Below are 22,945 nucleotides of genomic sequence, written 5' to 3'. Positions count from 1 at the left end.
CACGTGCCATGCAGGTGATTGATAGGTTTCATGTACAAAAACTTGTATACGAAGCTGTACAAGAGTTGCGCATTACATATAGATGGCAAGTGATAAAAGAGGAGAATAAAGCTATGAAAGCGGCAAAAGAGAAGGGGGAAGTATATAAAGCAGAAGAACTTAAATCCGGAAAAACCAGACGTGCCGCTTAACAAAAACGATGCGTTTCAAAAAGTACAAAAACGACACGTACAAGAAAAAAGGTGAGCGCGGTCCTATTCAGCATGATCAAAGCCCACCGTTTTTCTTTCACTTGAACCCTCTTTAAATGGCTTTAAAATATCATTTAAAAGCCATTGCAGATTCAAAATAATTCACTATCTTTATGCAATGTTAGGCTGCTATACCTGACACCTCATCCGGCTTCGTGTACAGCATCATGTCTGTATATTTAGCTTGATAGTTTACGCTTGCACTAAACTCCACTTTCCTGCATTCCTTGAATGGGCTGCCGACAAATGGGTTTCGGTCCATCCAGTCGCACAGTTCTAAAATGGAAGACTTGTTCGAAGTGAAATACACGAACGAATGCCCTTTCAGAACGGTTAGTACATCCAGATAGTCAGCCAGACGCCAGAACATCTTGTAAGTACCCACCTCGGTGGAGAGGTACGGCGGATCAACCAGGAACACCACACCCGGAACATCTTTGTAACGTTTGAATACTTCCTTGTAGTCTTCGCTGGTTATAGTCAGTCCTTCCAGATAATCCTTTGCTTCGGGATAGTCTGTCTGCCGAATCCTATTGTAAATGGCTTCTTTCTTCATTCCTTCCAAACTGGTCACATATTTCATGGCGAACAACAAGGATGCGGAAACCGTGATATAATCCACGTAGCCGTGCTCTTTTTCTTCCCTCTCAATACGGGCAAACATTTTATCGCGAATCTCCCCGGTTATACGTTTGTTTCTGGGTTCCCCTTCAGCTATCCGACGCAAATCGGATAACAGCACATTAGTGGCCGGGATATTTACAAGTCGGCAGCGGTAGTTGTCGAAGTCATTATACACAACGGTGGCATCAGACCTGACACATTTGGTAATATGTGACAGCAGGCCCGAGCCACCAAACAGGTCCACAAACACGGTGCTGTCCGGGAACTGTCCCAGCACCTTGATAAATTCCCTCGCAAACATGCGTTTCTGCCCCACGAAAGGAAGCGGGGCGGACAAATACATCTTTTTCATTTCATTCTGTTTTAAAACGGCCGCAAAGGTCCCCAGAATAAACGAAAAACAGCGGGAAACATGAACTGTTCCCGCTGCAAGACATATACAGCAAACTACACGTTCAACCCGAAGCGGACCGTCTCGTCACCGGCGATCAGCGCACGGGTGCCCGGGATATTATTCTCGTAGATATGTACATTGCCCAGGTAGAGGGTGATCGACTTCAAGGGAAGTTCTATCTGCCGCGCCATCAGGTACAGGTGATAAATATCGGAAGGCAGCCCGAGGTTCGCGTCACTGCTACGCTGGTAGGCGGATAGAACCAGTTCACCGCCATCTAACTGGAACTGTACCAGACTCAAACAGGGTGCCTGGTTGCTCTCGGCACCGGTTTCGCCCAGGAAAAGCACGTAGTTCTTGCTGTTGCGCCTCTCCCGGTTAATTTTCGCTATCAACGGGGGCAGCTTCTCGAAATAGGTCGGGTAACTGTTCACCAGGATGGAGCCGCAATAGTCCCACCAGTTGATGCCGGCCTCCCGGTACTTCTCCACGTTGCGCTCACCCTGCATAAATAACTGCAACTCGCTGCGGAGCTTCTTACGGGCGATATGATGCCCCTCGAATATGTCGAGCAGGTCCGCCGGTGTCAGCGAGAGCTGCTCGTTCAGAAGGTACTGTATGTTTCCCTTCTTGTTGGTCTGTGTCTTTCCCGTGGCAAGAATCTTGTCCAGGATACGGTAATACTTGTTCATAGCCATTTCCTCCTTCTAAATTTGAAACACCCTAAAGATAAGGGGAAACGGCACTCCCTACGGCATAAAACAACCCGTTCACACTGCAAGCGTCTTGCAGTCGCTCTGGAATCGTTTCACCAAGGCATAAACCTTGCGTTCGCTCACCGAATACTTTTCGGACAATACGGCCACAGCATACGAGACTTTTTCACCTTGATCGAGTAGGCGGGTATAGTCCGCGTACAGGTCGATATACCGGGCATCTTCCAGACGAATGCCGGCCGCCTGAAGCCTTTTCAACAGCTCCCGGTTAAAGTTTAATATCTCAATCACTTTCATACAACAAAAAAATTATATCTTTGCATCGCCAATCATTTTTTAGACAACAAAAAAAACGTCAAACCGTGACAGAGGGTATTTGCCCCCGGTCGCGCGGTTTGGCGTTTCATGTTTATAAAAGTGATTGGCGTTACTTTTTAACAGGCCGGGGGCTTTTTTCTTATCCTCCCCCGAAGGATTTATTCCACCCGGTACTTCTCCGGATCAAAAGCGTCTTTCTTCCTCCAGCCGTCAGACAGCGTGTCCTGAACATGCTTCATGGCTTTCGTGTAGAAATCGGTCAGTTCCTCCAGTGTGACGAACTCCCGATATTGGGGAACCTCATCCGTACCGAACTTGAATGTCACGGGAAGCGTAGCACCACCAGTCTGTACGGCCAGATCATACGCTGCCTTATAATTGAACTGGTTTTCACTTGACAGCCATACCGGCATACCTTCATAGAGAAAACCGGAAAGTATCTCACGGTCAATTTGCTCATTATACCAGTCTGTAATGACGGACTTTATAGTATCCATGTGAGGTCTGCCGACAAAGCTTTCCTCCATATAGGAAGCGGATCCGTCTTCACGTTCCTGCACATCCCAGCGGATGCGCCATCTGTTGCGTGCCGGGCTCACGCACTCGATCAGTCTTATCCCGGATGTTCCTTCTACCCGTTTCATGTAAATATGTATTTAGTTCGACCTTTGCCGAAGGTTTCCGTCTTGATGGTGGTTTCGAACGGGAAGCCGTCCGGCATTTCCTTCACTTGCAAGAGGATGTTCTTCATCTCCTCGCTGTTGGTAAAGAACTTTTTCGGTTCGCCGTTCATCTCAATGGCCACGATACAGCGGTCCTCGCCCTGTTCGGTCTTGATGCCCGTCTCAAAGTCCTTCACAATAATCGGTAAGTTTACCAGTTCCCGGATGCTTACCACCACCCCGGGAAAACGTTTCTTGCCGTCCTCCGGCTTGTAGGAAACGTTCAAGTCTTTAAATGATCTCATGTCTTTGCCTGTTAATTTTTTAAACAACGTATGACAGTCGGCGTGCTTGGCCATCCCGTAGAACGACGCTATCAGCTCACGCCTCCTCCTTCTCGATTTTACCTCGTGCATTTTTCGGGCGAACTTCTGCTTGATGCGCTTGCGAATGCGGACATGGTCCGCACCGAAAGTCACATACCCCAGAAAGTCGATGCCCTCGCCCGGCGGGAACACGCGCTCGTTCCCCTTCACCAGGAGACCGGCACACTCCATGCGCCCGTGGACGGCATCACGAATCTTCCACAGTTCCGCTTTCGTTTTACCCAGTACGACGCCGTCATCACAATAGCGGTAGAAATGACGCACAGCATACCTGTCCTTCAGATAATGGTCCAGATACACAGACAAAAGCAAATTGCCCAGCCCCTGCGAGCTGCGCAGGCCGATACTCAGACCTTCAGGCATCAGGCGGACAAAGCTCTCCAGCATGGTCACGAGCTTTGCGTCCTTGAACACCCGGCTGACGCAATACATCACAAAATCCTGCTTCACGCTCTCGTAGAATTTGGTGATGTCAAACTTGTAACAGTAACGCGTACCATCAGGGTCCTCGGCCATGTCACGGCGGACATACGCCAGGAGGTCGTGCATACCCCGTCTCTTGATACTGGCGGAGGTGGTACGGATGAAACGTTTCCGCAGATGGCGGTCCACCACCGCCATGATGGCATGCACGGCGATGCGGTCCTTCATCGGGATCACCTGGATGCGGCGCAGCTTGCCGCCCTCGATGATCTCGCGTTCACGGTAGTCCTTCACGCGGAAAGTACCGGATGCGATCTGCGCGGCCAGCTCCTCCAACACCTCGGGCTTATGCGCGAGCAGATAGCCCCCCTGGCGGCTGCGTTTACGCTTGCTGCCGCGAAGGACCTGCCGGAAGGAAGCCTCCATGTTGGAAGGCTCCACGATCTCCTCGATAATATACCCAACCCTGCGCATAAATTACTGTTTATTGCTTTTAATACGGGGCCTTCAATCCCCCGGGCCCGGCTTCTTCGAACCGTTTCCGGCCTACCAAACCCTACCCGACACTTTATTTTTCAGTTTTCCGGCCCTTGCGGACCGCTGTTACTGCGGCTTGCCCCCCTCGGCACCACGGTGGGGACAAGTCCCCGGTGTTGTACGCCGATTAAAATTTCCTTTCGATTGTTGTTCAGACGAGAACCGATGTTCGTGTTCGTATTCGAGGAATCGTTGTTCGCATTCGACATCGAAACACCGCCATTCGGGTTCGCGTTGTTGTTGCCACGATAGACCACACGGCCTATGGGGAGGCGCCACCTTTCAAATGCAAAAGTACTATTTTCAAATTATTATTTAACAAACAGATACAAAACCTGACGTCAAAAAATATTTTTCGACGGGCTGACGCCCGTAATGAACGGCGTTCCCCTGCTCGGGGAACACCGGACGTTTTGTCGCTTCGCTCCCGCTTTGACGCTTTACGCTGCCGGTCATGCCACCTCGCTTAACGACTTGAACGCAGCGACGCTTGACGCCCTGACGAGCCGGCCGCGGAAGGCCAGACGAGAACCGATGCTCGCGTACGTATTCGAGGAATCGTGGTTCGCATACGACATCGAAACACCGCCATTCGGGTACGCGTTGTAGCTGCCACGATAGACCACACGGCCGGAGGCAGTGGATATGTAGTAGATGTCGCAGTAATTTGTCGAGGAGGAACCCGAAACGGAACCCACCGGAATCACGTCCATATATTTGCCATGCGCCACGGCGGTAATCCAGATACCGGAGCTCACGGAACCCTTAACCAGGCGGGTACTGCCGTCAGGCATCCAGATGCGCCACTTCCCGGAATTGCCCGTGTCATTAGGGAGGTCCACGCCGTCCATCATGTCATATTTATGACCATAGATGTCCTCGTAGCCAAGGCAGCAAATATTATTCACCTGCGTAACCGTGGCCCCGCCGTAGTCATCCTTCTCACGGTACCACGCATACTGGTGGACGGAGTTTTCTATCAGGCTGTTCGTCACATTAGGGTTGATTGAGGAGGCTTCCTCGTAGCCGATCGTGTCCGTCATCCCGCGGCTCGCCGTACCACCCGTAGTACGGTTGTTCGTGTGAGAGCCCGCGCCGCATTGTTCCTGGCTGTCACGACGACCGTACTTCGCGTAGAAAAGATTCGCGATGCGCGAGTGCATAAGGGCATCAATCTGCTGCATACCACGCTGGACACTGTAATAGTGAAAATCAGCCCAGGTCATGCTCGCCGTAGTGCTCCCGCCGGTAATGCAGGCGCGAAGTTTGGAACCGACAACACTGCTGCCCACAACGGCACACAAGTGCTCGTCATTAGGCACCCATTCGGGTTCCATATCCTCGATCCTGTCACTGTTAGAAAGGACAACCTTATCGAACTCTGCCGTGTTCAGAATGGAGAAGTGAAGAGCAGTGGCACCCTCCGGAACATCGGCAATCAGGTACATACCGGCCTCGAACTTGTTGCTCAAGGTAGGGACGACGATTGAACTGATGACCGTGCCGGAATCGTCTGTGAAAATGCTTCCGACAAGGCTTGTACCGGGAACGCTCGGGAAACGCACACGCTTGTAACCGTCCACGTTCACCTTGCATACCGAATACGTACTGTCAGTACTGTAGCTGTTCGAAAGCGTATCCTTTCCGCTCATGATCTTACGACCGGAAAGATAACCGCCACTCGTGCCCTTAATGTCGTCAAGCGTAAGGACGTCAGCATCCGGAACGGAAGGCATGTTATCCGAACCGTTACTGCTGTAACAGGAGTAATGCTTGCCGTTCAGGTAATCATTGATACCCTTGCTCCAGAAGAAGGGCTCGTACATCATCCAGTCACCTTCAGTGCCGTCCAGTCTGGCAGCCGTGCCGTCGGCGTACTTGTTGCTGTCCGTGTCGTCCAGCGGGTAGTAGGTCATCTCACCGTCCAGGTTGTTCACCGTGGTATCAACGTTCGCCATGTTCACACCCCGCGTCGTCGCTTTTTTAGTCACTTTAGCAAGTACACGGTGACGCTGCTTCAGGATGGCGGAAATATGACCGCTCACCTCATACGCGTTGTCATACTTGTAGCCGGTACCGTTGTCAAGGTTGCTCACGTTCGCGTCATCCGATACCTCGTCGTCGAACTCGATCATCGTGTATTCCGGCTGCCGGATATTCAGTTCCGGGAAGTGCGCCTTCAGAGCGCTGTACGTATCGTCATCAATGTAGCGCGTGAGCTGTACCGTACCCACCAAAGCGCACGTGTCCGTAGTATTGCCATCGGAATCCACACCGCCCATCCCGACAAACTTATTCAGCCACGTACCGTCATCCTCGCGGTCAATACCGGTTACTCTGATACGTTCCACACTCGTGCAACGGCCCAGCAGGGTTTCCCAGTCAATACCTGGACAACTGTCAAAGATGAAGGTCTTCACCTTGCTGTAGCTTTCCAATGTCAGCCCGCCGGTGGTCAGTCTGCCCAGATATTCCAGACGGAGGCTGGTCAGTGTACCGGGAAGGTGGAGCAGCGTCACGGGAGAACCCTTGGCTAGCACCACGCTCTGCACCTGCGTACCGCGGGCCTCAAGTTCTTCCAGCTTGGTCTGCGCACTCAAATCCAGCTCGGTACTGGTACTTCCCCCGGTTTTCGCCTGTGCCTGGTTACGAAGGTTGAGTTTACGTAGCTGCTTGCAGTTGCCGATGTTCAACCACCAGCCGGTACTGCCGTTGCCGGAACTTTGAAGGTTCAGTTCGCGCAGCACGGTACATTTGCCCAGGTCGAAAGCGTTTTTCAGGTGGTCGGCGGCCCCGCTCATATCCAGCACCTTCATACGGCTCGCGCCATAAACCCTCAAGGGATCGTTCACCGTATAGGCACCGGTGATGGAAAGGCTCGCAGCCGCATCTTTCTTGATGATGCCGGTATTCCCTATATTCGGGCTGTTGTTCGTACCGTAGCCGAAAGCATAAACCTCGTTGGCCGTAATCTTCAGCACGTCGGGGGTGTCAGCAGCCGTACGTGCCAGATAGAGGTCGATGTTGTCACTGGTGAAATTGCTCGTGCCGTACTTGGCATCCAGAAGGGCGAAACGATTACGCACGAAATATTCACGGTGCGCACGGTTACTGCCCTGAAGGGCGTAGATGAACGGCCACACCTTGCCGTACATCTCCTGCGTGGCGGGCAGGATGTACTTCAGCTCGCCGCTCTTGTTATAGGCACGGTCGCACCAGTTGCCCGCCTGCTCCACGTTCAGCATGTCCAGGACACGGCTGGTGGTAAGTACACCGCGAAGAGCCTGCGCCTGTGTCTTCAGGTCAGCGTCCAGGTTGGCCAGAACGAGGTTCCAAAGCCAGCTGTCACGGCCTTCAAAGGCATATTTCCCGGCCTCGGCATCATAAGTGTCGCGGTCGGTGGTGTAGTCATACACCAGGAAACAGTCGTTGCGTTTTCCCATCTGGGTATCACCGTCGTAGTAGGTGATGTACCATATCAGGCCGTCCCACGTGCGCAGCATCATGTTCTTCGCACGCTGGTCAACGGCAAGGAAATAGTCCGTCCAGAGGTAATACGTCAGCAGGAAAGCCTTGTCGAAATAGTCACTTATCTCGTCCCTGAACTTCTCGCTCTTAAAAGTGGAGAGGTCGGCGCTCGTCGCACCGTCCGGAACACACGAGCGTATCCATGCGTACAACCGTTTCACGGCCGTACGCTGCGACTCGTCAAGGCCCGCCCATTTCACATCATCCGGAACGTTGGTCTCGGCACCGGCATCAAACACCTCCTCCAGATGAGCGTCACTTGTGGTCTTGAAAAGGCACATGGCCTCGGTATTGTTCAGCATTTCCAGAGTGAGGGGACAGGCAGGATCGTAACCCTCCACGCCACTAAGGCCGAACAGGTCGCCGCTCTTGCTTTTCTCGTTGTTGAAGTTGTACTGCCCCACATAGTCGTTCTCACCGTCCTCCGCAGCCGCCACAAACATGTCGATAGGCACACCGTCGATAGCGGTACGCACGGTGACCGCGTTCAAATCGCTGCCGCCCGTCTCGTACTGGTAACGCTGCGGAGGGGTGAGAAGCCCCATCTCCTTCAGCACGTCGTTGAACAGTTTGGCACCGCCTGTATTCAGCGACATGGACGAGTCGGAATAATCACTCTTCAGACAGATCAGGTTCATGGCGATGCCACCGGGACGGACGGGATATTTCTTTTCCGCCTGCTCCTTGCCGCCAACGGTGAAGCTAAGGTTCGTGCCGCCCTTGCTGATATAGATACGGATGTTCTTGCTCGGATATTTCGTGGAACTGGTACCCTGAATACGGATATAACAGTCACGAAGCACGAAGTCGTATTCGGATCCGAAAGGGGAGTAATAGAAGATATCCGCCGAAAAGTCCGTCTTCTTGTTGTTCTCGGCATACACGTCATCGAGTTTGTTCTGGCGCACGATACGCAGCACCCCCTTGCCCTTGGCACGCAGCTTGTCCATATCCACAGTGTCGGTATCACCCAGGATATCGTTCTCCTCGTACAGCGCGATCATCTCCTCACCGTCCGCACTGTCCACCATCCGGTTCTCCAGTTCCTCGTCGTCACTCAACCGGCGGGTATAGATACGCACGCTCTTTACCTCCACGTCCGCCCCGGCGCTGTCAATGGTGATATATTTCGGATTGTCCTGGCGGAAGCTGAAGGCGTTGTCGTAGATGTCGGCACCGGTACGGTTGCCGTCCACATAAAGCTCCATCAGACGGCTCTCATTGCGGGTACCCACCATGAGGGCCACCTTGATCCACCGGTCTTCCACATAATTCGTGCCCAGCTTGATCTCACGCTCCACCAGCTCGTCGTCCTCGTTGGTATAGGACACTTTCTCACCGGTCTTGAAACTCGCTTCCGAAGGGGTGATATAAAGCCCCTTGCCACTGTCGAGACAGTCCACAACTGCGGTATCGCTGTCAGTGGGATTGCTTACCCGGAGGGTCAGTTCAATGGTCAGTCCCGTACTTTTCACATCGGTGGCAAAGGGCCGGTAGCCGATGACGGCTTTCGCACCGTTGGTCAGCTTCAGCGCCTCACCCGTCCAGCCGTTGCTGCTCCAGTCAAAACCCTCGAACGTGGTCTCCACGCCGTTCGACTCCCATGTTCCGGGGTTACTCTCCCCGTTGCTGCGGCCCGCCGCGTCAAGCTTGACCGCCAGGCCGTAGGTGGCCTCGCTGATATCGATACCGCTCTCACCCACGTCGATGCGCAAAGTGTACCCGGTCGGACCGGCTTTCAGGACAAGCGTCTGCGTGCCTTCCTCGGTAAACCGGTTACTGTAGGTCATCATGCTGCGGGGAGCGCTCACGGTACTGCTCTTGACGCCGTTTTTCCAGAACTCCACTTCAGCGGGCACACGGTCGGGATCATAGGCCACCCAGTCGAAAGTGAGCTTCTCGTAGCGGCCGGCTTCAAGGACCGGCTCCAGATGCTCGTCCCGTCCGAGGATATGCCCGTCGGCATGAATGAGCTTCAAACCGATGAAGGGCGCGCCGGTTCCGGCCTTCAGCAGGTCGATATGGATGCTCTCGCTTTTCAGCGTGAGGTCGTCAGTTTCCATCTCGGCCACCAGCTGGGCGGTATGCCGCCCCACGGACAGGCCGGTCATGGAAACCTCGAAACTGCCGTTCGTCGTGCCGCTGCGGGTGACCGTATGCGCGTTCTGCTGTACACCGTCCACGTACAGGCTGACGGTTTTCGTGCCGGTACCGCTCACGGCGTAGGGTATACTCGCGGAATCATAGGTACCGTAACCGCCGTTCTGGATGGTGGCCGCCAGGTTGTAACCGCAGGAAAGGGACAGGGTGACGCTCTTCACGCTCACGTACGCCTGCTTCTTCTGCGCCTTGCCCGTGGTGGGATCGGTAGTCTCGGCAATGACGTAGATGTCGCTCGTGCCCACCAGCAGGTATTTGGTCAGGTCAAGGGTATAGGTACCCTTGCTCACTTCCTTCAGCGAGGAGGAATAAGTGGTGGTCGTCCCGCGCTTCACCTGGATGGTGACGGTCGCTTTCTGTCCGGTACTGCTACCCTTGTCATCACCGCCGGCAACCTGGTGGTCATAGGTATAGGTAAGTTTCACCGCTCCGCCTTCCTTCACGGTTTTCTTGTCGGTCTCGGCAAGCAGCACGATCTTGGTGGTGGAGGACTCACCGCCGCCACCGCTGCCGGCCGGGATGTCAACGCTCGCGATCTCCGCCCCGCTCTTGTTGGTCAGCGCAAGGCGGACACTGCTCTCGTCGTCGCTCACTTCCGCGCTCATGCCGAACACGGTACCGGCTTCCACCTCCTGGAATTTGGCGGCGACGGTCCTGTTCTGGACGGGATTGGTACTGTCAGCATCCAGGCTCTCGTCCACTTCCAGCTTGTCGATGGTCAGATCCACGTTGCCCTCGCTGTCGGGAACTTTCTTCTCGCCGTTCACCGTCAGGCTCTTCATCGTTCCGGCACCGCCGAAGTCCTCCCAGCTCGCCTCCTGCTCCCAGCTCGACAGACTTGTCCCCACGAACTGTTTGGTCTCCCATTTGCCCTGCGAGACTTCATAGGTGATGCAACGGCCCTTGTAACGGTATTTCTCATCCACGGCACCGATCGCGGAGGAAAGGACATAATAACCGCTCTCCAAAGGGACTTCCGCCGTCACATTATACGTGTTACCGCCACCGCCCGTACCACCGGGAATATCAACGGAGGCAATCTCCGTCCCGGTCTTCCCCAGCAGGGTGAGTTTCACCGTGTCGTTCTCCTCATCAGGGACGGCCGTCATGCCACCGACCAAGCCGTCGTTCACACCGGCGGCGGCATCCTCCGCCTGTTTCGCAGCCGCGGATGCCGCTGCCGCGGCGGAATTTGCAGTTTCAGCAGCCTGATTGGCGGTACCGGCCGCATCAGACGCCATACCCGCAGCTTTATTCGCCAAAGCCGCAGCATTATCCGCTTTCGTGGCAGACGCATTCGCCGTGGCAGCGGCATCATCGGCCGGTTTACGCAAAAGGGTAAGCGGAGCACTCACCAGCTCACTGCCGCGAAGGGCGGGGAGACTTTTGATATTGTCAAGGGAGCTGACCTCCACAAGTTCATCAACGCTCTGGCTCTCGGCCTTGATAGCGTTCAGGATCTCCTGTTTTTCCGCATTTGTCATGGCTAATCCTCCATTACCCTTCTATCTGTTTCACTATTTGGGAATAACAGCCCGGAGTAAGACCGGTGACAGCTTCCTTTATCAAAACCGCATCCTCCGATGTCAGATCCACATCCGCATCGGAACCCATAATCCTCATGCAAAGACTGTAAGCATGTAATTTCTTTTCATTATCCGTCTGAATATTACCGCTCGGACGGAAACCGGTACCGTTGAACAGGCACTGGGAGACTATGACTCCCATACACTGGGGTTTCTTATCAATCAACAGCACGCTACCGTCGAAATCCTTAAAATACACATTAAAATTTACTTTCATATCCTTTATTTTTAGATATATGTCATCTTAACGACAATTCCATTAACAACCTCAAGGGTATAGTTATAAGTTATAAAATCACTCTTTACAGCCCACTGGAAGGTACCTGAAACACCCTTTCGGTAACTGTATGTCCCATCGCTGGCCAGGCTCCATCCCGTACCGTAATTGTTCGACAGGATATCACCACAATACACCGCCCCGTTCACATGCACACCACCGTCAAAATAGCCGGCATAAGTATTGGCACTGATAGGATAGCTCTGACCAGAGGACTTGCTGGAGGCATAGATAGCGGCACCACCCAGATTCGAGCCTACGGCCTTGACACCGAACCGTCCCTGCGTGGCGGCATTAAAGGACACATCCACAATACCCTCCATGTCCGTTTGTGAGACACCAAGTTTCAGACTGCGGGAATCATTGCCGAAATAATCACCGGCTTTCCAGTACAACCGTCCGGAATCAATCGTAAAACCGCCGATTTTACCCTCATAGGCATACACTGTACCATAAATCTTGGCGTTGCGCGTCTCAATACTACCGTCTTCCAGAATCTTGAAATTATCATTAGCCGTAACAAGCCCCTCCAACGTGATATTATCGCCCTTGATTTTTACGCCGTCACCCCCAACACCTACAAGGGATTTCAAATTTCCATCACCGTCAATGGCATACAACCCGGAATATTTGGAAGTAACCATCAGGCCGGTCTCTTCCAGCAGGTTCTCGTCTTTGTCGAACACCGCCGCCGAAATCTTTACCAGACGCTCCGACTGCTCGAAAAGGGTTTTATAACGGTGTGTCAGGGATTCAACACGGTCGGTGCTCAATATGAGCATATACAGGTAAATATCACCGGTAAAACTCAATTTAAAATCACCTGTACCGTTCCAGAGTCCGCTACAGGTGTACTGTACGTACCCGTCGGTCGCGGACAGTTCTTCCTCCACCTCCATGCTGTTGAAATTGGCAAAGCCTGTCTTATCCACACCCACAAACTCCACACGCAGCGTGCCGGCCTTGGCACAGCGGTAAAAGAAAGTCAGGAACACCGGGACGGCTTCCTTCTCCCCACTGTCATTTTCAGGCATGGAGGGAATACTTTTCAGGTTCTCACGTTTCTGGAGGATGTACTTGTTACGAATCCGGACAACCGTACGGCCGTCATCCTCGGTCACGCTCGCGCTGTCACCCTTCCTCGTCAAGACGTTACCGTTCGCCCAGATCCACCGGTTGCCCACAAGGAAGAACACGGTCTCGTTCTCCGTGTTCCACTTCATAAGGCCGTCATCAAAGGCGGGGTTATTCAGGTAGCCGCGCTCGGTGGCGAAGTCATTCCGCAGGGCGGTGACGGAACTGACGATTTTCCCCTCGACTATCTCGAACTTCGTCTTGATATCCTCGCCCGTTACCAGAAGGAACGTACCACGCAGGTAGGCGTTGTCGCTGTACAGGCCATCACCGTGAGGCTGGTTGTCTGAAGGGAACCAGTCGTCACTGATACCGTCAAGGTTGCCCAGACGGGCACGCAGGCAGCCGGTGAAGTTCTTCGCCTTCACCACGTCCATCACGTCCACACGGGGCTGCCCGTCCTCGGTGGCGGAGATCAGGATCAGGTTCTGGCGCAACGGATTCTCCGTGTTGCCCATCAGCACGCACTCGTCACCAGACTCCGGAAGAGAAGCGCCGAACTCGTCCTCGCCCACGAGGATGGAACCACCCTCCACGCCGGCCACCTCAACCCAATAGCTTTTCAAATTCCCGCCGCTGAAGGTCTGGCAGCGCATGAGGTCATGGGCCACGAAAGTGTTCTCCTGCTCGAAGGTGATCCTCCAGTAACCGCCCTCAAGAACAGCGGTCTTTATTTTCCCGTTGGCGGCACTGACACAAAGCTGGCCGCCGACGCTGCGTACCTTCTCGATAAGCAGCTCCAATACTACCATGACCTGGCGTACCGTCAGCTTGTCGATGGTCAGATGGGACAAAGCGTCCTCCATCCAGAGCCGCCAGCCCTCACCGAAAAGACCGTCCACGAATTTCGGACTGCGAAGAAGCTCACGCACGACAAGGGTCAGCAGCCCGGCATTGCCCTTGTCATCAATACCCGCATTATCCTCCTGTCCGAAAGAGGCTCCCGCTTCGAAGGTGATCTTCCCCTTTGCACGGTCATTCTTTTTTTTGCTGATGTGTTCCGCCTGACTTCTCCGCGCGGAAAAAAGATTGTTGTCCGTAGGCAGTGTCTTGTCCCAGCTACGGATAATGTCAGGAAGCGCGGCACCCTCCGCCTTTGACTTCGTATAGTTTTTCAGTTCCCCGATACTGTCATTCACCCGTTCAAACGCACCACTATGCAGGGCATCGCTGATCTCGATGTCCATCTCCCCGGGTTGGTTCACCTTCCGGGTAATTTTCGTGATGCGGCTGCTGCGATAACCGGTTTCGGGGAAATACTCCTCGCTTTCAAGTCTCACACGGCGGCCTACGGACAGGGAAACACCGTTCTCCTCAATCCACACATGGTCGGTCGGGGCCTTGTAAACGGCAAGATCCTGCCAGCATTCGGTATTGAACTGTTCCACCGCCGTAAGAAACTCCTCCTCGGCAAGCGGGTAATATTCGTCCGGCATACGGATATTCCAGAGAATATAACGGTCACCGGATTTCGGAATAAGTTTGCCGCCGGGGAGTTGCGTGTCATCATCATAGGGCCATATCGTAATAATCTCGAACTCACGGGTGGCACTGTTGAAATTCACCTCGAAATAGTGGTCCTCACCCTGCCCCAGTCCGGAAAGGTCACCGTCCTGGAACGATACACGTTTGGTCTCGTCGGGCAGCTCGTAATCGTTCGGATCGAAGTTCAGGCTGTCGTCCCTGAAATAATAGACCGTGAAAGGGTTGCCGTCGTCATCTTTCACATCTTCGCTGCGCACACTGCTGACAGCCCCGATCCTGCGGGGATAAATGCCGCTGAAGGCGTCTTGCTCGTAACGGTCATAGATGCCGTACTCCTCCGTATGTATCTCGACATATTGCCTGCCCCCCGGAAGCATCAGGCGGCTATGCCCGTATTTTGACGGATCTATGTTCCGCGTGCTGCCTACCGGGAACAACCGGGTATAAAAATTGTCGGTACCCGTCGTGTCGCGTTCGATTCCGGTCAGTCCCTTCCCGTAGCCCAGCGTTATTTCCTCGCCATGCTCACACCGGCACACGTTCACGGTCTGGCCTTCCACCCACCATTCAGCCTGCCCGCCGACCGCTTCGGCTATCTCTTTCAGGGCTTCGTTGCAGTACTTCCCCTCGTAATCGATGACGATAAGGTCCGTACCGTCCACCCGCCCCACTTTCCAGTCGGTGGTGTGGTTCATTCCGTCATTGATACACTTCACGATCATGGCCACGTGTTCACGCGGAGTCGCTGTCAGCGTGAACACAGGCTCGGTGTTCCCGTCGGTGGTTTCCAGCACAAGAAAACGTCTCACCAGGCTCTCGATACCGTAAAACTTCAAATCATATACCCACTCCTGGCCGCTCTTCTGCTTCGGGGTGTACCGTTCGGTCAGCCAGTAGCGCTCACCCTCAAAGTCCACCCGGTCATTCACGTCCAGGGCGATATATTCGTAATGCGTGAAAGAGAGTGTCAGGACATTGTCACCCTGCACCTCCTTCACCTGGGTGGAGCTGTCGCCCGCCTCGATATCGGTCCGTCTGTTGCCGTTGCTGTCATAGATGGTCAGCATGTCTGTATCTTGTTTAAACGTCGTTTGAATAGGGTTTGAATCACATTTATATGACCGGGACAGGTTCCCGGAACTTCACCTTGAACTTGCCGGCGTGCACGCCTTCCTTCCAGAGATAGGTCAGAGGCTGGAACTTGCTGCAATCCGTATATTTCACACGGAGAGTCAGGGCAAGTTGGGGAAAGGAAATCTCAAGCCACCCGTCACGGCCTTTCTTCAGGAAATTGATGAACTCGAAATACTTCTTCAGCCAGCCGGCCTGCGTTTTGCCAAACAGGGCGAAATGAAGCGTCACGTCACGGGCCTCGTTCCTGGGCGTCAGCACGGAGGAATATTTCTCCCCGTCCTCCTCCCGGATATTCACAGCCGTGTCCGTTTTCGTCTTGCTCGGGGTCAGGATGGCGGTCAGGTTATCCATCCCGCCGCGCTTGTCCTCAACGAGGAACACCCCGTATGTACTCCAGATGTCGGTACCGTTGACAAGTACCAGACCGCCTAATATCTTTTCCATATCATTTGCATTTTACTCCGTCACGATTGATTTTACGAATCTCTTCCTCTATTTTGCCAAGGTGCGACGCGCTCGTGCCGGTGTTCTCCTCGATACGGGCAAGATGCCCCTCGGCGGTGTTCATCTTGTCGATGACGCTCTCCATCTTCTCATCGATGCTCGACCAGTGTTGCAACCCGCTGGTGAACATGCCGTCCAGTTTTGTACCCTGGTCCTGTGTCATGGCTGAAAAACCGCCGGTTTTGGCGCTCTGGCTCGTACCGCCCGAGTTATCGTACCCGGTGGCCGCGGCAAGATTGTCACGAAGAGCGACGGCTTCCTCGACATACTTCATGTACTCGTCCTGGAGGGCCTTACGCTCGGCTTCTGTAAGGTCATTGTCTTCCATCGCCTTGCCGAATTTCTCCCACCAGCCTTTCAGCTTGTCGGAATACAGCTCACCGATCTTGTTTGACAGCATCGCACGCATGAAATACTCGGATATGTCCTCCGCCGCGGCTGCGGCATCATACTTCATATCCATCAGGTTATCCACGAAACTGCTGTACATGCTGTCGAAGGAAATACCGGTGAGACCTTCATACAGCTGGTCGGTAAGTTCCTCCAGCTTGCCCGCCTGGTCGATATAGTCATCCAGCTTCTCGGTCAGACGACCTCCATATCCGCCCTTGCCGGTATCCTGGATCTGCGTCCACATGTCCACGTTACTGCGCAACTTCTTCATTTCCTCCGGACTTAGGTTCCAGATGTCACCGTTCCAGCTACGCCCGATCTGACCGCTCAAACGGTCAATCTGTTCCTGTGAGAAACCGCCCCAGTAATAATTCCAGCTGTGATGCGAACCGTGATAGCCGGCCTGCGACATGGCCATGTCCAGATAGTTCGAGTTCGTCTCCTGCTGGAGCCTGTAGGCATCCCGGTAGGCGGCCACGGACTTTGTACCCTTGCTCGCCTTGATCTCCTCCGTCAGGTCCTCGATAGCCGTCTGCAAGGTCTCGTTGCGCTCGGTCAGCCGGTCGATGGTTTCCTGGACCTCTTTGGCATTGCTTGAAGTCGTCCAGGAGGAAAATCCGCCCCAGGTCAATGCGTCGAATATCTTGCCCACACCGGAAAGCAGCGATTTTCCGATAGTCACAAAAAGATCACCGGAAAGCACATCGTCAAGAATACCGCTCACGGCATTGAACACCGCGTCGAGCAGGCCACCGATGACCACACTCAAACCATCCTTGAAAAGGTCTATAATACTTACAATCCAGCCGACAACAGGCACATCCTCAAGTGTTTCGGAAACCTTTCCGAAAGCCTCGCCCAGTTTGCCGTCCACTTCCTTGGCACCTTTGCCGAGTGTGATCAGGCCATTATACGCCCCGCTGATACTGCCGGAGGCAATCTGCTGCAATCCGTCCCTCACATTCTCCATACTGGCCTTCAGACCGGAGGCAGTATTCGAGAGGGACTGCCGGGCACTGTCAGCCGTTTCCTGCAAGGCGTTTATATTCTCACTCGCGGCATCGGCATTGGCCTGCGCCGTTTCCAGGGCTTGCCGGGCGGACTCCTTCTCCTGTTCGGTTCCGGACTGTTGCGCCTCAATGTATGATTTCTGGGCGGCAATGAGTGCCGTATAGGTGTCCGCATACACCGCCTGTGCCTCCTTCAGGTCTGAAAGGGCTTTCTGGTAGGCAGTAACCTCGGCACCCAGTTTCTTGAAACTGACCTTGCCGGAACCGCCCAAAGCCCTCTCCATCTGCTGGACGGCAGAGACAAGCGCGTCCTGGCTGGCATGGTCGGCATTTCGGAACTCGTCAGTGAGCATGTATTTTCTGGCATCCGCCAATACAGGCTTTATCATATCGGAAAACATCCCGCCGAATTCACCGAAGACAGTACCCCAGTCAATACGGGCTTTCAGTTCCTGCACTTCGATGCCGGCAAGTTTGCTGTCACGTTCAACACCGAGAGAGAGCTTCTCGCTGCCGGATGTCGTCTTTTGTATCTTTTCCGCATATTCGGTCGCGATGGCGAGTTTCTGCTGCTGGAAGGTGCCGTAGGCCTGCAAATATTCCTGCATCACTCCGAACTCTTCCCGATAAGCTTCCGCTATTTTTTTCTGTCGGCCGGACTCGTTCAGCTCACGGGCCTTGTCTATTTCGGACTGCTGATCTTCCGACAGCGAACCGGACTGCCCCGCTTTCGCGTTGTCACGTTTCCAACCGGCTTCCTGCCTGGCTATTTCATCCTTGCGTGCCTGGTATTCATTGTCTATCTGGCGCAGCTTCTTCTCCAGCCCCTCGGTCATCATCTCAATCTCCGCCTCGTCATTCTTCCTTTGCAGCCCGGCGAGTTCCTGGCCCAGCTTTTCAGAAACCTGTTTGCGGCGTTGGGCTTCTTTCTCCGCCTTGTCCGCCTTCTTCCGTTCGGCCTCGGAATCCTTATCCTCACCGGGCTTGACCTTGTCGTACTCCTTTTTGGCGGTATCAACGGCATCCTTCAGTTCTTTCGCCTTCTTCTCAAACTCCTCACGGGAAAGGCTGTTGGACGTTTCCTGAAGAAAGGCGTTATAAGCCTTGAGCGCGTCCTGGTATTTCTCTTTTGCCGCAGCCACCCAGTCAGTGCTTGAATCCGTGGGCAGGTTACGCCGGTTTTGTTCCGAAACCAGTTTGTTCAGCTGATACTTCAGTTCGTCACGGGAATAAGTTCCGGTAAGATTTTCGTCACCCTGCGTAATCTTTCCGTATTCCTTCTCCTGGACAGACATCCGGGCAAGCAGGGTTCTACGCTGCTTTATCTGCTGTGCAAGGGTCTCGTTACTCACACCGGTCAGGTTTTCGAAATAGGCATTTACCTCGTCCTTGCGGATTTGTCCGTTCAGGCTCTTGCGTTTTCCGTACAGATTCTGAAGCTCTGCCTCCTCATCCCTTGAACGTGCGGATTTCTGGACATATCGGGCTCTTTGCCGCCCGTAGCTGTCCTGGTAATATTCGGTTGCCAACCGGGTCTTGCCTTCAAGTTCTTTTATCCTGTCATCCACACGTTTCAATTCATTGGCGGGATTGGATATGGACTCACCGGCTTCCAATCGGGCTATCTCTTCCTTGATTTTCTTGATATTCTTCAGTTTCTCATACTCGGTGTCGTATTTGAAGAATATATCCGGATATTTCTGTTCCAGCTTGTTTAGCGCCTCACGCCGGGCATCCGTGGACACGGCTTCATCCCCGGCAATGGAACACAGTTCCTCTATTTTGCGCCTGTGCTCTTCCTCGGCCTCTATGGTTTTCTGCTTCTGCTGCTGATACCTTTCCTCGGATTCCTGCAAACGTTCGATTTCCGTCTTCATGGAGATCAGTGCCACGGCAACACCGGCAAGCAGGGTCGCAACCAGCACATAGGGATTGGAAAGCATGGTCCGGTTGAGCATTTTCTGCGCTTTCTCAACCAGCAGGAGCCAGTTGTAATGCAACGCCTCCGCAGCCACCGCCCAGCCTTTCACGGCCGTGACTGTCATGACGGCAGTCCGGTACACACCATACGTGCCGACAAGCCCGAGCAGGATACGGCCGAAACGTTCGTAATGCTCCACCATGTAGGAAACACCGGAAAGCGTGGTGTTGATGACACCTTCCGACTGCTGCCCGATTTCATTGAACATCATTGAAACGGCATCCTCTATATTGGAGATCTGTCCGGTTATCGTTTTGGATTGTGCCTCCATCAGACCACCGAATTTTCCGCCCTCGTCCGTCAGGCTCTCTATGACCTTCTGCACTTCGGGAAAACCGACCTTGCCTTCCTCCACAAGCTCCTTCACCTTGCTTTCAGCCACGCCGAACTGCTTGGCCAGTTCGGCGATCATAGGGATGCCCCGGCCGGTGAACTGGTTCAGGTCCTGTGTATAAAGCCGTCCCTGGGACATGGTGGTGCCGTAAAGATAGACCAGATCGTTCAAAGGGATGGAAAGTCCGGCAGCGATGTCACCCAAGCGGATCAGCGTCTCGTTCACTTTCTCCGCTTCAAACCCGTAGGCAAGAAGCTGCTTGGCACCCTGCGCGACATCCTCCAGGCCGAAAGGAGTGGTCGCGGCCGTATGTACCAACTGCTGCATCAGGGTGTCGGCCTTCTCCGCACTGCCGAGCATGGTCTGAAACGACACCTCCAGCTGCTGGAACTCGCCACGTACCTTGGTGATGTTCGACACCAGCTCCTTGATAGTAAAGGCGGCCGCCAGCTTGCCGACGGTGTTGTTCAACAGGGAACCGCTCCTGTCAAGTTCCCGGATCTGTCTGTTGGCGGACGATGCCTGCTGGGACATCCGCTCGATCTTGCCCACGGCCTTGTCAAGACGGGCGCTCAAATGGTCCACCATAAGGAATTCTATTTGTACCGGTTTCATCTATTTTAGCTTGCTTTGAAAAAATCCTACTATTCCATCCGCTTCATCCTCGGCGCTCCGCTCATCCGCAGGACCGGAAGATCCGGACTTGTCACGGACATACCGGGGAGCGTCACTAAGCATCATGATCAGGGTCTGGTAATTCACCTTGTTCAGTATATAGTCCACGCTCCAGCCGGTGGCACTGGCAATCTGCCACACAAAACCGAAAGGGCTATGGGAGCCTTCATAACGGCTCTTTAACTCCCCTTCTTTCTTTGGCTCAGTCTCAAGCTCATCGGATTCGTCCGCTCGGCTGATCTGATAATAGGTATAAAAGGGTCGGTACCCATCAGGCTGACAAAACGCTTGATCGCACCCACCAGATAACGCTGTTCCATGAAGTTCCTTATGAGCCATGCCACCGGGCGCAAAAGCACGCGGCGGCTGAAAGGGCCACGACAAAGGGTATAGGCCACCATACGGCTCACCGCCTTGCCGTGAGAGGCCAGAAACTGCATTTCCTCCTCCTTGCTGAACCCCCACATCTCCTCACTGGTGATCCCCATCGACAAATATGTCCGGGCAAAAAGAATCTGACCGGACATATAAGGCCGCCTCATGGTCACGCGCAGCTCCAGCGGGGATTTCCTGAAAGGGATATGAAACGCTTTCAGCGGGACGCTCACACCGATATCCAGCAGCGCGTCCGCACCCTCACGCTGGATCTGCTTGATGACAGCTTCGTCCATACGCTACTCCTCGGCCGGGTTAGTGGAAGCAGCAGCGGCAGATTCAGCAGGAGGCAGTTTATACTGTTTCCACTCTTCCGGGATAGAATCCGTATTGAATACGCCATGGGGCTGGGAGCCGTCTTCCGGCATGGCCACTTCCAGCGTGCATTCGATTTTCGCCGTTTCTGTCAGGGTCAGCTTGCCGCCGAGATTGGAAAGTAGCGTGCCATTGGGAATCAGGATGCTCTGCCCCGAAACAAGGGCTATTTCCCACGGACCGGTCAGCAACACGGCTGCCGTTGGGGCCGTCCAACCAATCGGGGTTTTCTTTTCCGAGTCCTCTTCCTTGTAGTGCATGGTACCACCCAGCAAGCTATGCAGGTTTTCGTAGTTCAGCTGGATAACGTTGAACGTGGGGGCGATGCTGCCATTCGACTGGGGAATGATAAGCACCGGGGTTCCCGGCACCTGCTCCGCCTCGATTTTGGCGGATTCGGGTTTCTGCCCGCCCATGTCAAACGAATTCTTCTCTATGTAACCCACCACAAAGTCCTTGTATTTCACGGCACCGACGCCGTACATGAAATTCTTATTCATTGTTTCTTGATTTTGAAAGTTAATACTATGCCGGCAACACATCCGGTTATAAAAGCGGCCAGCGCTATTTTAACGGGACTAAAGCGACGTTCAAATTCCGTTTCAACTGTGAATGAGTCCTCATGTGTCTCATTACGGATACGGGTCAGTTCCTCCTCATAACACAGTACCAGCCGCTGGAGGCTGTCGCAGGATGCCTCCGCTATGATATTGCCGGTCGCATCGCTCTTCACCGTCAGGCCCGCCTGCCCGTTCCTGGAATGGTAGGACGAACCGGAGGGAAGTTTACGGAGGCTGTCCGGAGGAATCATCAGGCTCACCGCCGATTTCGGAATCCCCGTCATCAACAACCCCCGCCTCACGTTTGACACGTTGTCGGCGCTTGACGACAGGCTGCTGTTCCGGTTCACCTCCGTCCTGCTCTTTCGAGTACTCGCGCATCCCGTAAAGAACAGGACAATCATCATGATGCCTGCAACTGTTGGCAGTATCAATGGCTTTCCGGAGGCGTGCCATTTCACGCCGGGTCGCCTGCAAAGCTTTCCTGTTTTCATTCAGTTCCTCTTTTAAGGGTTCTACAATATTCTCGATCAGGATACGGGTGGCATGTTCGGTATTGTCAATCCGTACCGTCTCGGCTTCGGCGGTAGCCTTCTCCGCTTTCGCCCTCGCTTCCCTGACCGTTGATTTCAGGGTGATGATGGCTATTATCGTGGCTACCAGACCACCGCCCAGCACCAGATTCATGACAGCACTGAAGTCCATACGCACACTGGTCTTTCAGGTCAAAGCCTATTTACCGGCATCCTTACCCGCAAACAGTCCGATGAGCCACTGGACAAATCCCGTATCGGCAACACCATTGGACACAAGGGACGCACCGAACCCGTAACACAACGCGATATACCACGTGGCATCAGCGACAAAGCCCGCATCCAGCCACCATAAAAGCATGGCGGCCACAATGCCCACACACCAGCTGACAATCTGTGTCGCCAAGCCCTGCATTTTTGGAAACAGAGCCTTGATCCCTTCCGTGAGCAACACCACGCCACCGACAAAACCGGCAAAGGTGGTGATCATCGCGCTATAATCGACTTCCGGTACTGTACCGGTCTGGGCAAAAGTTGCTGACACGAATCCGAGTATCAGCACAAAGAATAAAAGAAATCTTTTCATGTTG

General features: G+C 53.8%; 17 protein-coding genes. 1 reads left to right on the top strand and 16 read right to left on the bottom strand.

Annotated features, from left to right (window positions below; all coding sequences use genetic code 11):
* Positions 1 to 191 (top strand): transposase (locus KTR06_RS21005; protein ID WP_254306451.1); only part of this gene is annotated, 191 nt, incomplete at its 5' end.
* Between the two features lie 181 nt (positions 192 to 372).
* Here KTR06_RS21005 and KTR06_RS21000 read toward each other — a convergent pair.
* From KTR06_RS21000 to KTR06_RS20925, 16 genes are all read right to left on the bottom strand, one after another.
* Entirely contained in the window at positions 373 to 1,227 is an 855-nt protein-coding gene (locus KTR06_RS21000) for a DNA adenine methylase (RefSeq protein ID WP_005943904.1), read from the bottom strand.
* A 95-nt stretch (positions 1,228 to 1,322) separates the two neighbouring features.
* Entirely contained in the window at positions 1,323 to 1,967 is a 645-nt protein-coding gene (locus tag KTR06_RS20995; protein ID WP_084824279.1) for a thymidylate synthase, read from the bottom strand.
* Between the two features lie 72 nt (positions 1,968 to 2,039).
* Positions 2,040 to 2,282 (bottom strand): hypothetical protein, encoded by a 243-nt coding sequence (locus tag KTR06_RS20990; RefSeq protein WP_004326021.1) that lies wholly within the window; start codon positions 2,280 to 2,282, stop codon positions 2,040 to 2,042.
* A gap of 179 nt (positions 2,283 to 2,461) precedes the next feature.
* Positions 2,462 to 2,947, bottom strand: a complete 486-nt coding sequence (locus tag KTR06_RS20985) for a hypothetical protein (RefSeq protein ID WP_005943907.1) — start codon at positions 2,945 to 2,947, stop codon at positions 2,462 to 2,464.
* Positions 2,944 to 4,248, bottom strand: coding sequence for a reverse transcriptase domain-containing protein (locus KTR06_RS20980; protein WP_005943911.1), 1,305 nt, complete (start codon positions 4,246 to 4,248; stop codon positions 2,944 to 2,946). The genes KTR06_RS20985 and KTR06_RS20980 overlap by 4 nt, the downstream gene beginning before the upstream one ends.
* Before the next feature lie 515 nt (positions 4,249 to 4,763).
* Positions 4,764 to 11,483, bottom strand: coding sequence for a hypothetical protein (locus KTR06_RS20975; RefSeq protein ID WP_217290779.1), 6,720 nt, complete (start codon positions 11,481 to 11,483; stop codon positions 4,764 to 4,766).
* 13 nt (positions 11,484 to 11,496) lie between these two features.
* Positions 11,497 to 11,802, bottom strand: coding sequence for a hypothetical protein (locus tag KTR06_RS20970; RefSeq protein ID WP_005943920.1), 306 nt, complete (start codon positions 11,800 to 11,802; stop codon positions 11,497 to 11,499).
* Positions 11,803 to 11,813: 11 nt separating this feature from the next.
* Positions 11,814 to 15,548, bottom strand: a complete 3,735-nt coding sequence (locus KTR06_RS20965; RefSeq protein WP_149882696.1) for a hypothetical protein — start codon at positions 15,546 to 15,548, stop codon at positions 11,814 to 11,816.
* A 46-nt stretch (positions 15,549 to 15,594) separates the two neighbouring features.
* On the bottom strand, positions 15,595 to 16,059 hold the full coding sequence (locus tag KTR06_RS20960) for a hypothetical protein (protein ID WP_004326780.1): 465 nt from the start codon (positions 16,057 to 16,059) through the stop codon (positions 15,595 to 15,597).
* 1 nt (position 16,060) lies between these two features.
* Complete coding sequence (locus KTR06_RS20955) at positions 16,061 to 20,452, bottom strand: tape measure protein (RefSeq protein WP_149882697.1); 4,392 nt, start codon at positions 20,450 to 20,452, stop codon at positions 16,061 to 16,063.
* The gene (locus tag KTR06_RS20950; RefSeq protein WP_005846360.1) at positions 20,453 to 20,653 is read right to left on the bottom strand and encodes a hypothetical protein; all 201 of its coding nucleotides are present in this window, start codon (positions 20,651 to 20,653) and stop codon (positions 20,453 to 20,455) included.
* Between the two features lie 38 nt (positions 20,654 to 20,691).
* A complete protein-coding gene (locus KTR06_RS20945; RefSeq protein ID WP_004327425.1) occupies positions 20,692 to 21,183 on the bottom strand; it encodes a hypothetical protein in 492 nt (163 codons plus the stop codon).
* A 3-nt stretch (positions 21,184 to 21,186) separates the two neighbouring features.
* Positions 21,187 to 21,747: a hypothetical protein gene (locus tag KTR06_RS20940; protein ID WP_008667129.1), complete on the bottom strand. Its 561-nt coding sequence runs from the start codon at positions 21,745 to 21,747 to the stop codon at positions 21,187 to 21,189.
* Between the two features lie 11 nt (positions 21,748 to 21,758).
* Entirely contained in the window at positions 21,759 to 22,073 is a 315-nt protein-coding gene (locus KTR06_RS20935) for a hypothetical protein (protein ID WP_051997801.1), read from the bottom strand.
* A complete protein-coding gene (locus tag KTR06_RS20930) occupies positions 22,048 to 22,527 on the bottom strand; it encodes a hypothetical protein (RefSeq protein ID WP_042971660.1) in 480 nt (159 codons plus the stop codon). Before KTR06_RS20930 ends, KTR06_RS20935 begins: the two co-directional genes overlap by 26 nt.
* A 27-nt stretch (positions 22,528 to 22,554) precedes the next feature.
* Positions 22,555 to 22,941 (bottom strand): hypothetical protein, encoded by a 387-nt coding sequence (locus KTR06_RS20925; protein WP_004327422.1) that lies wholly within the window; start codon positions 22,939 to 22,941, stop codon positions 22,555 to 22,557.
* Positions 22,942 to 22,945 lie beyond the last annotated feature (4 nt).

Source organism: Bacteroides sp. MSK.20.12 (assembly GCF_019052435.1).
In the GTDB taxonomy this organism is placed as follows: domain Bacteria; phylum Bacteroidota; class Bacteroidia; order Bacteroidales; family Bacteroidaceae; genus Bacteroides; species Bacteroides xylanisolvens.
The sequence above is the reverse complement of the archived record's forward strand: the minus strand, read 5'-3'. Positions and strand labels throughout refer to the sequence as shown.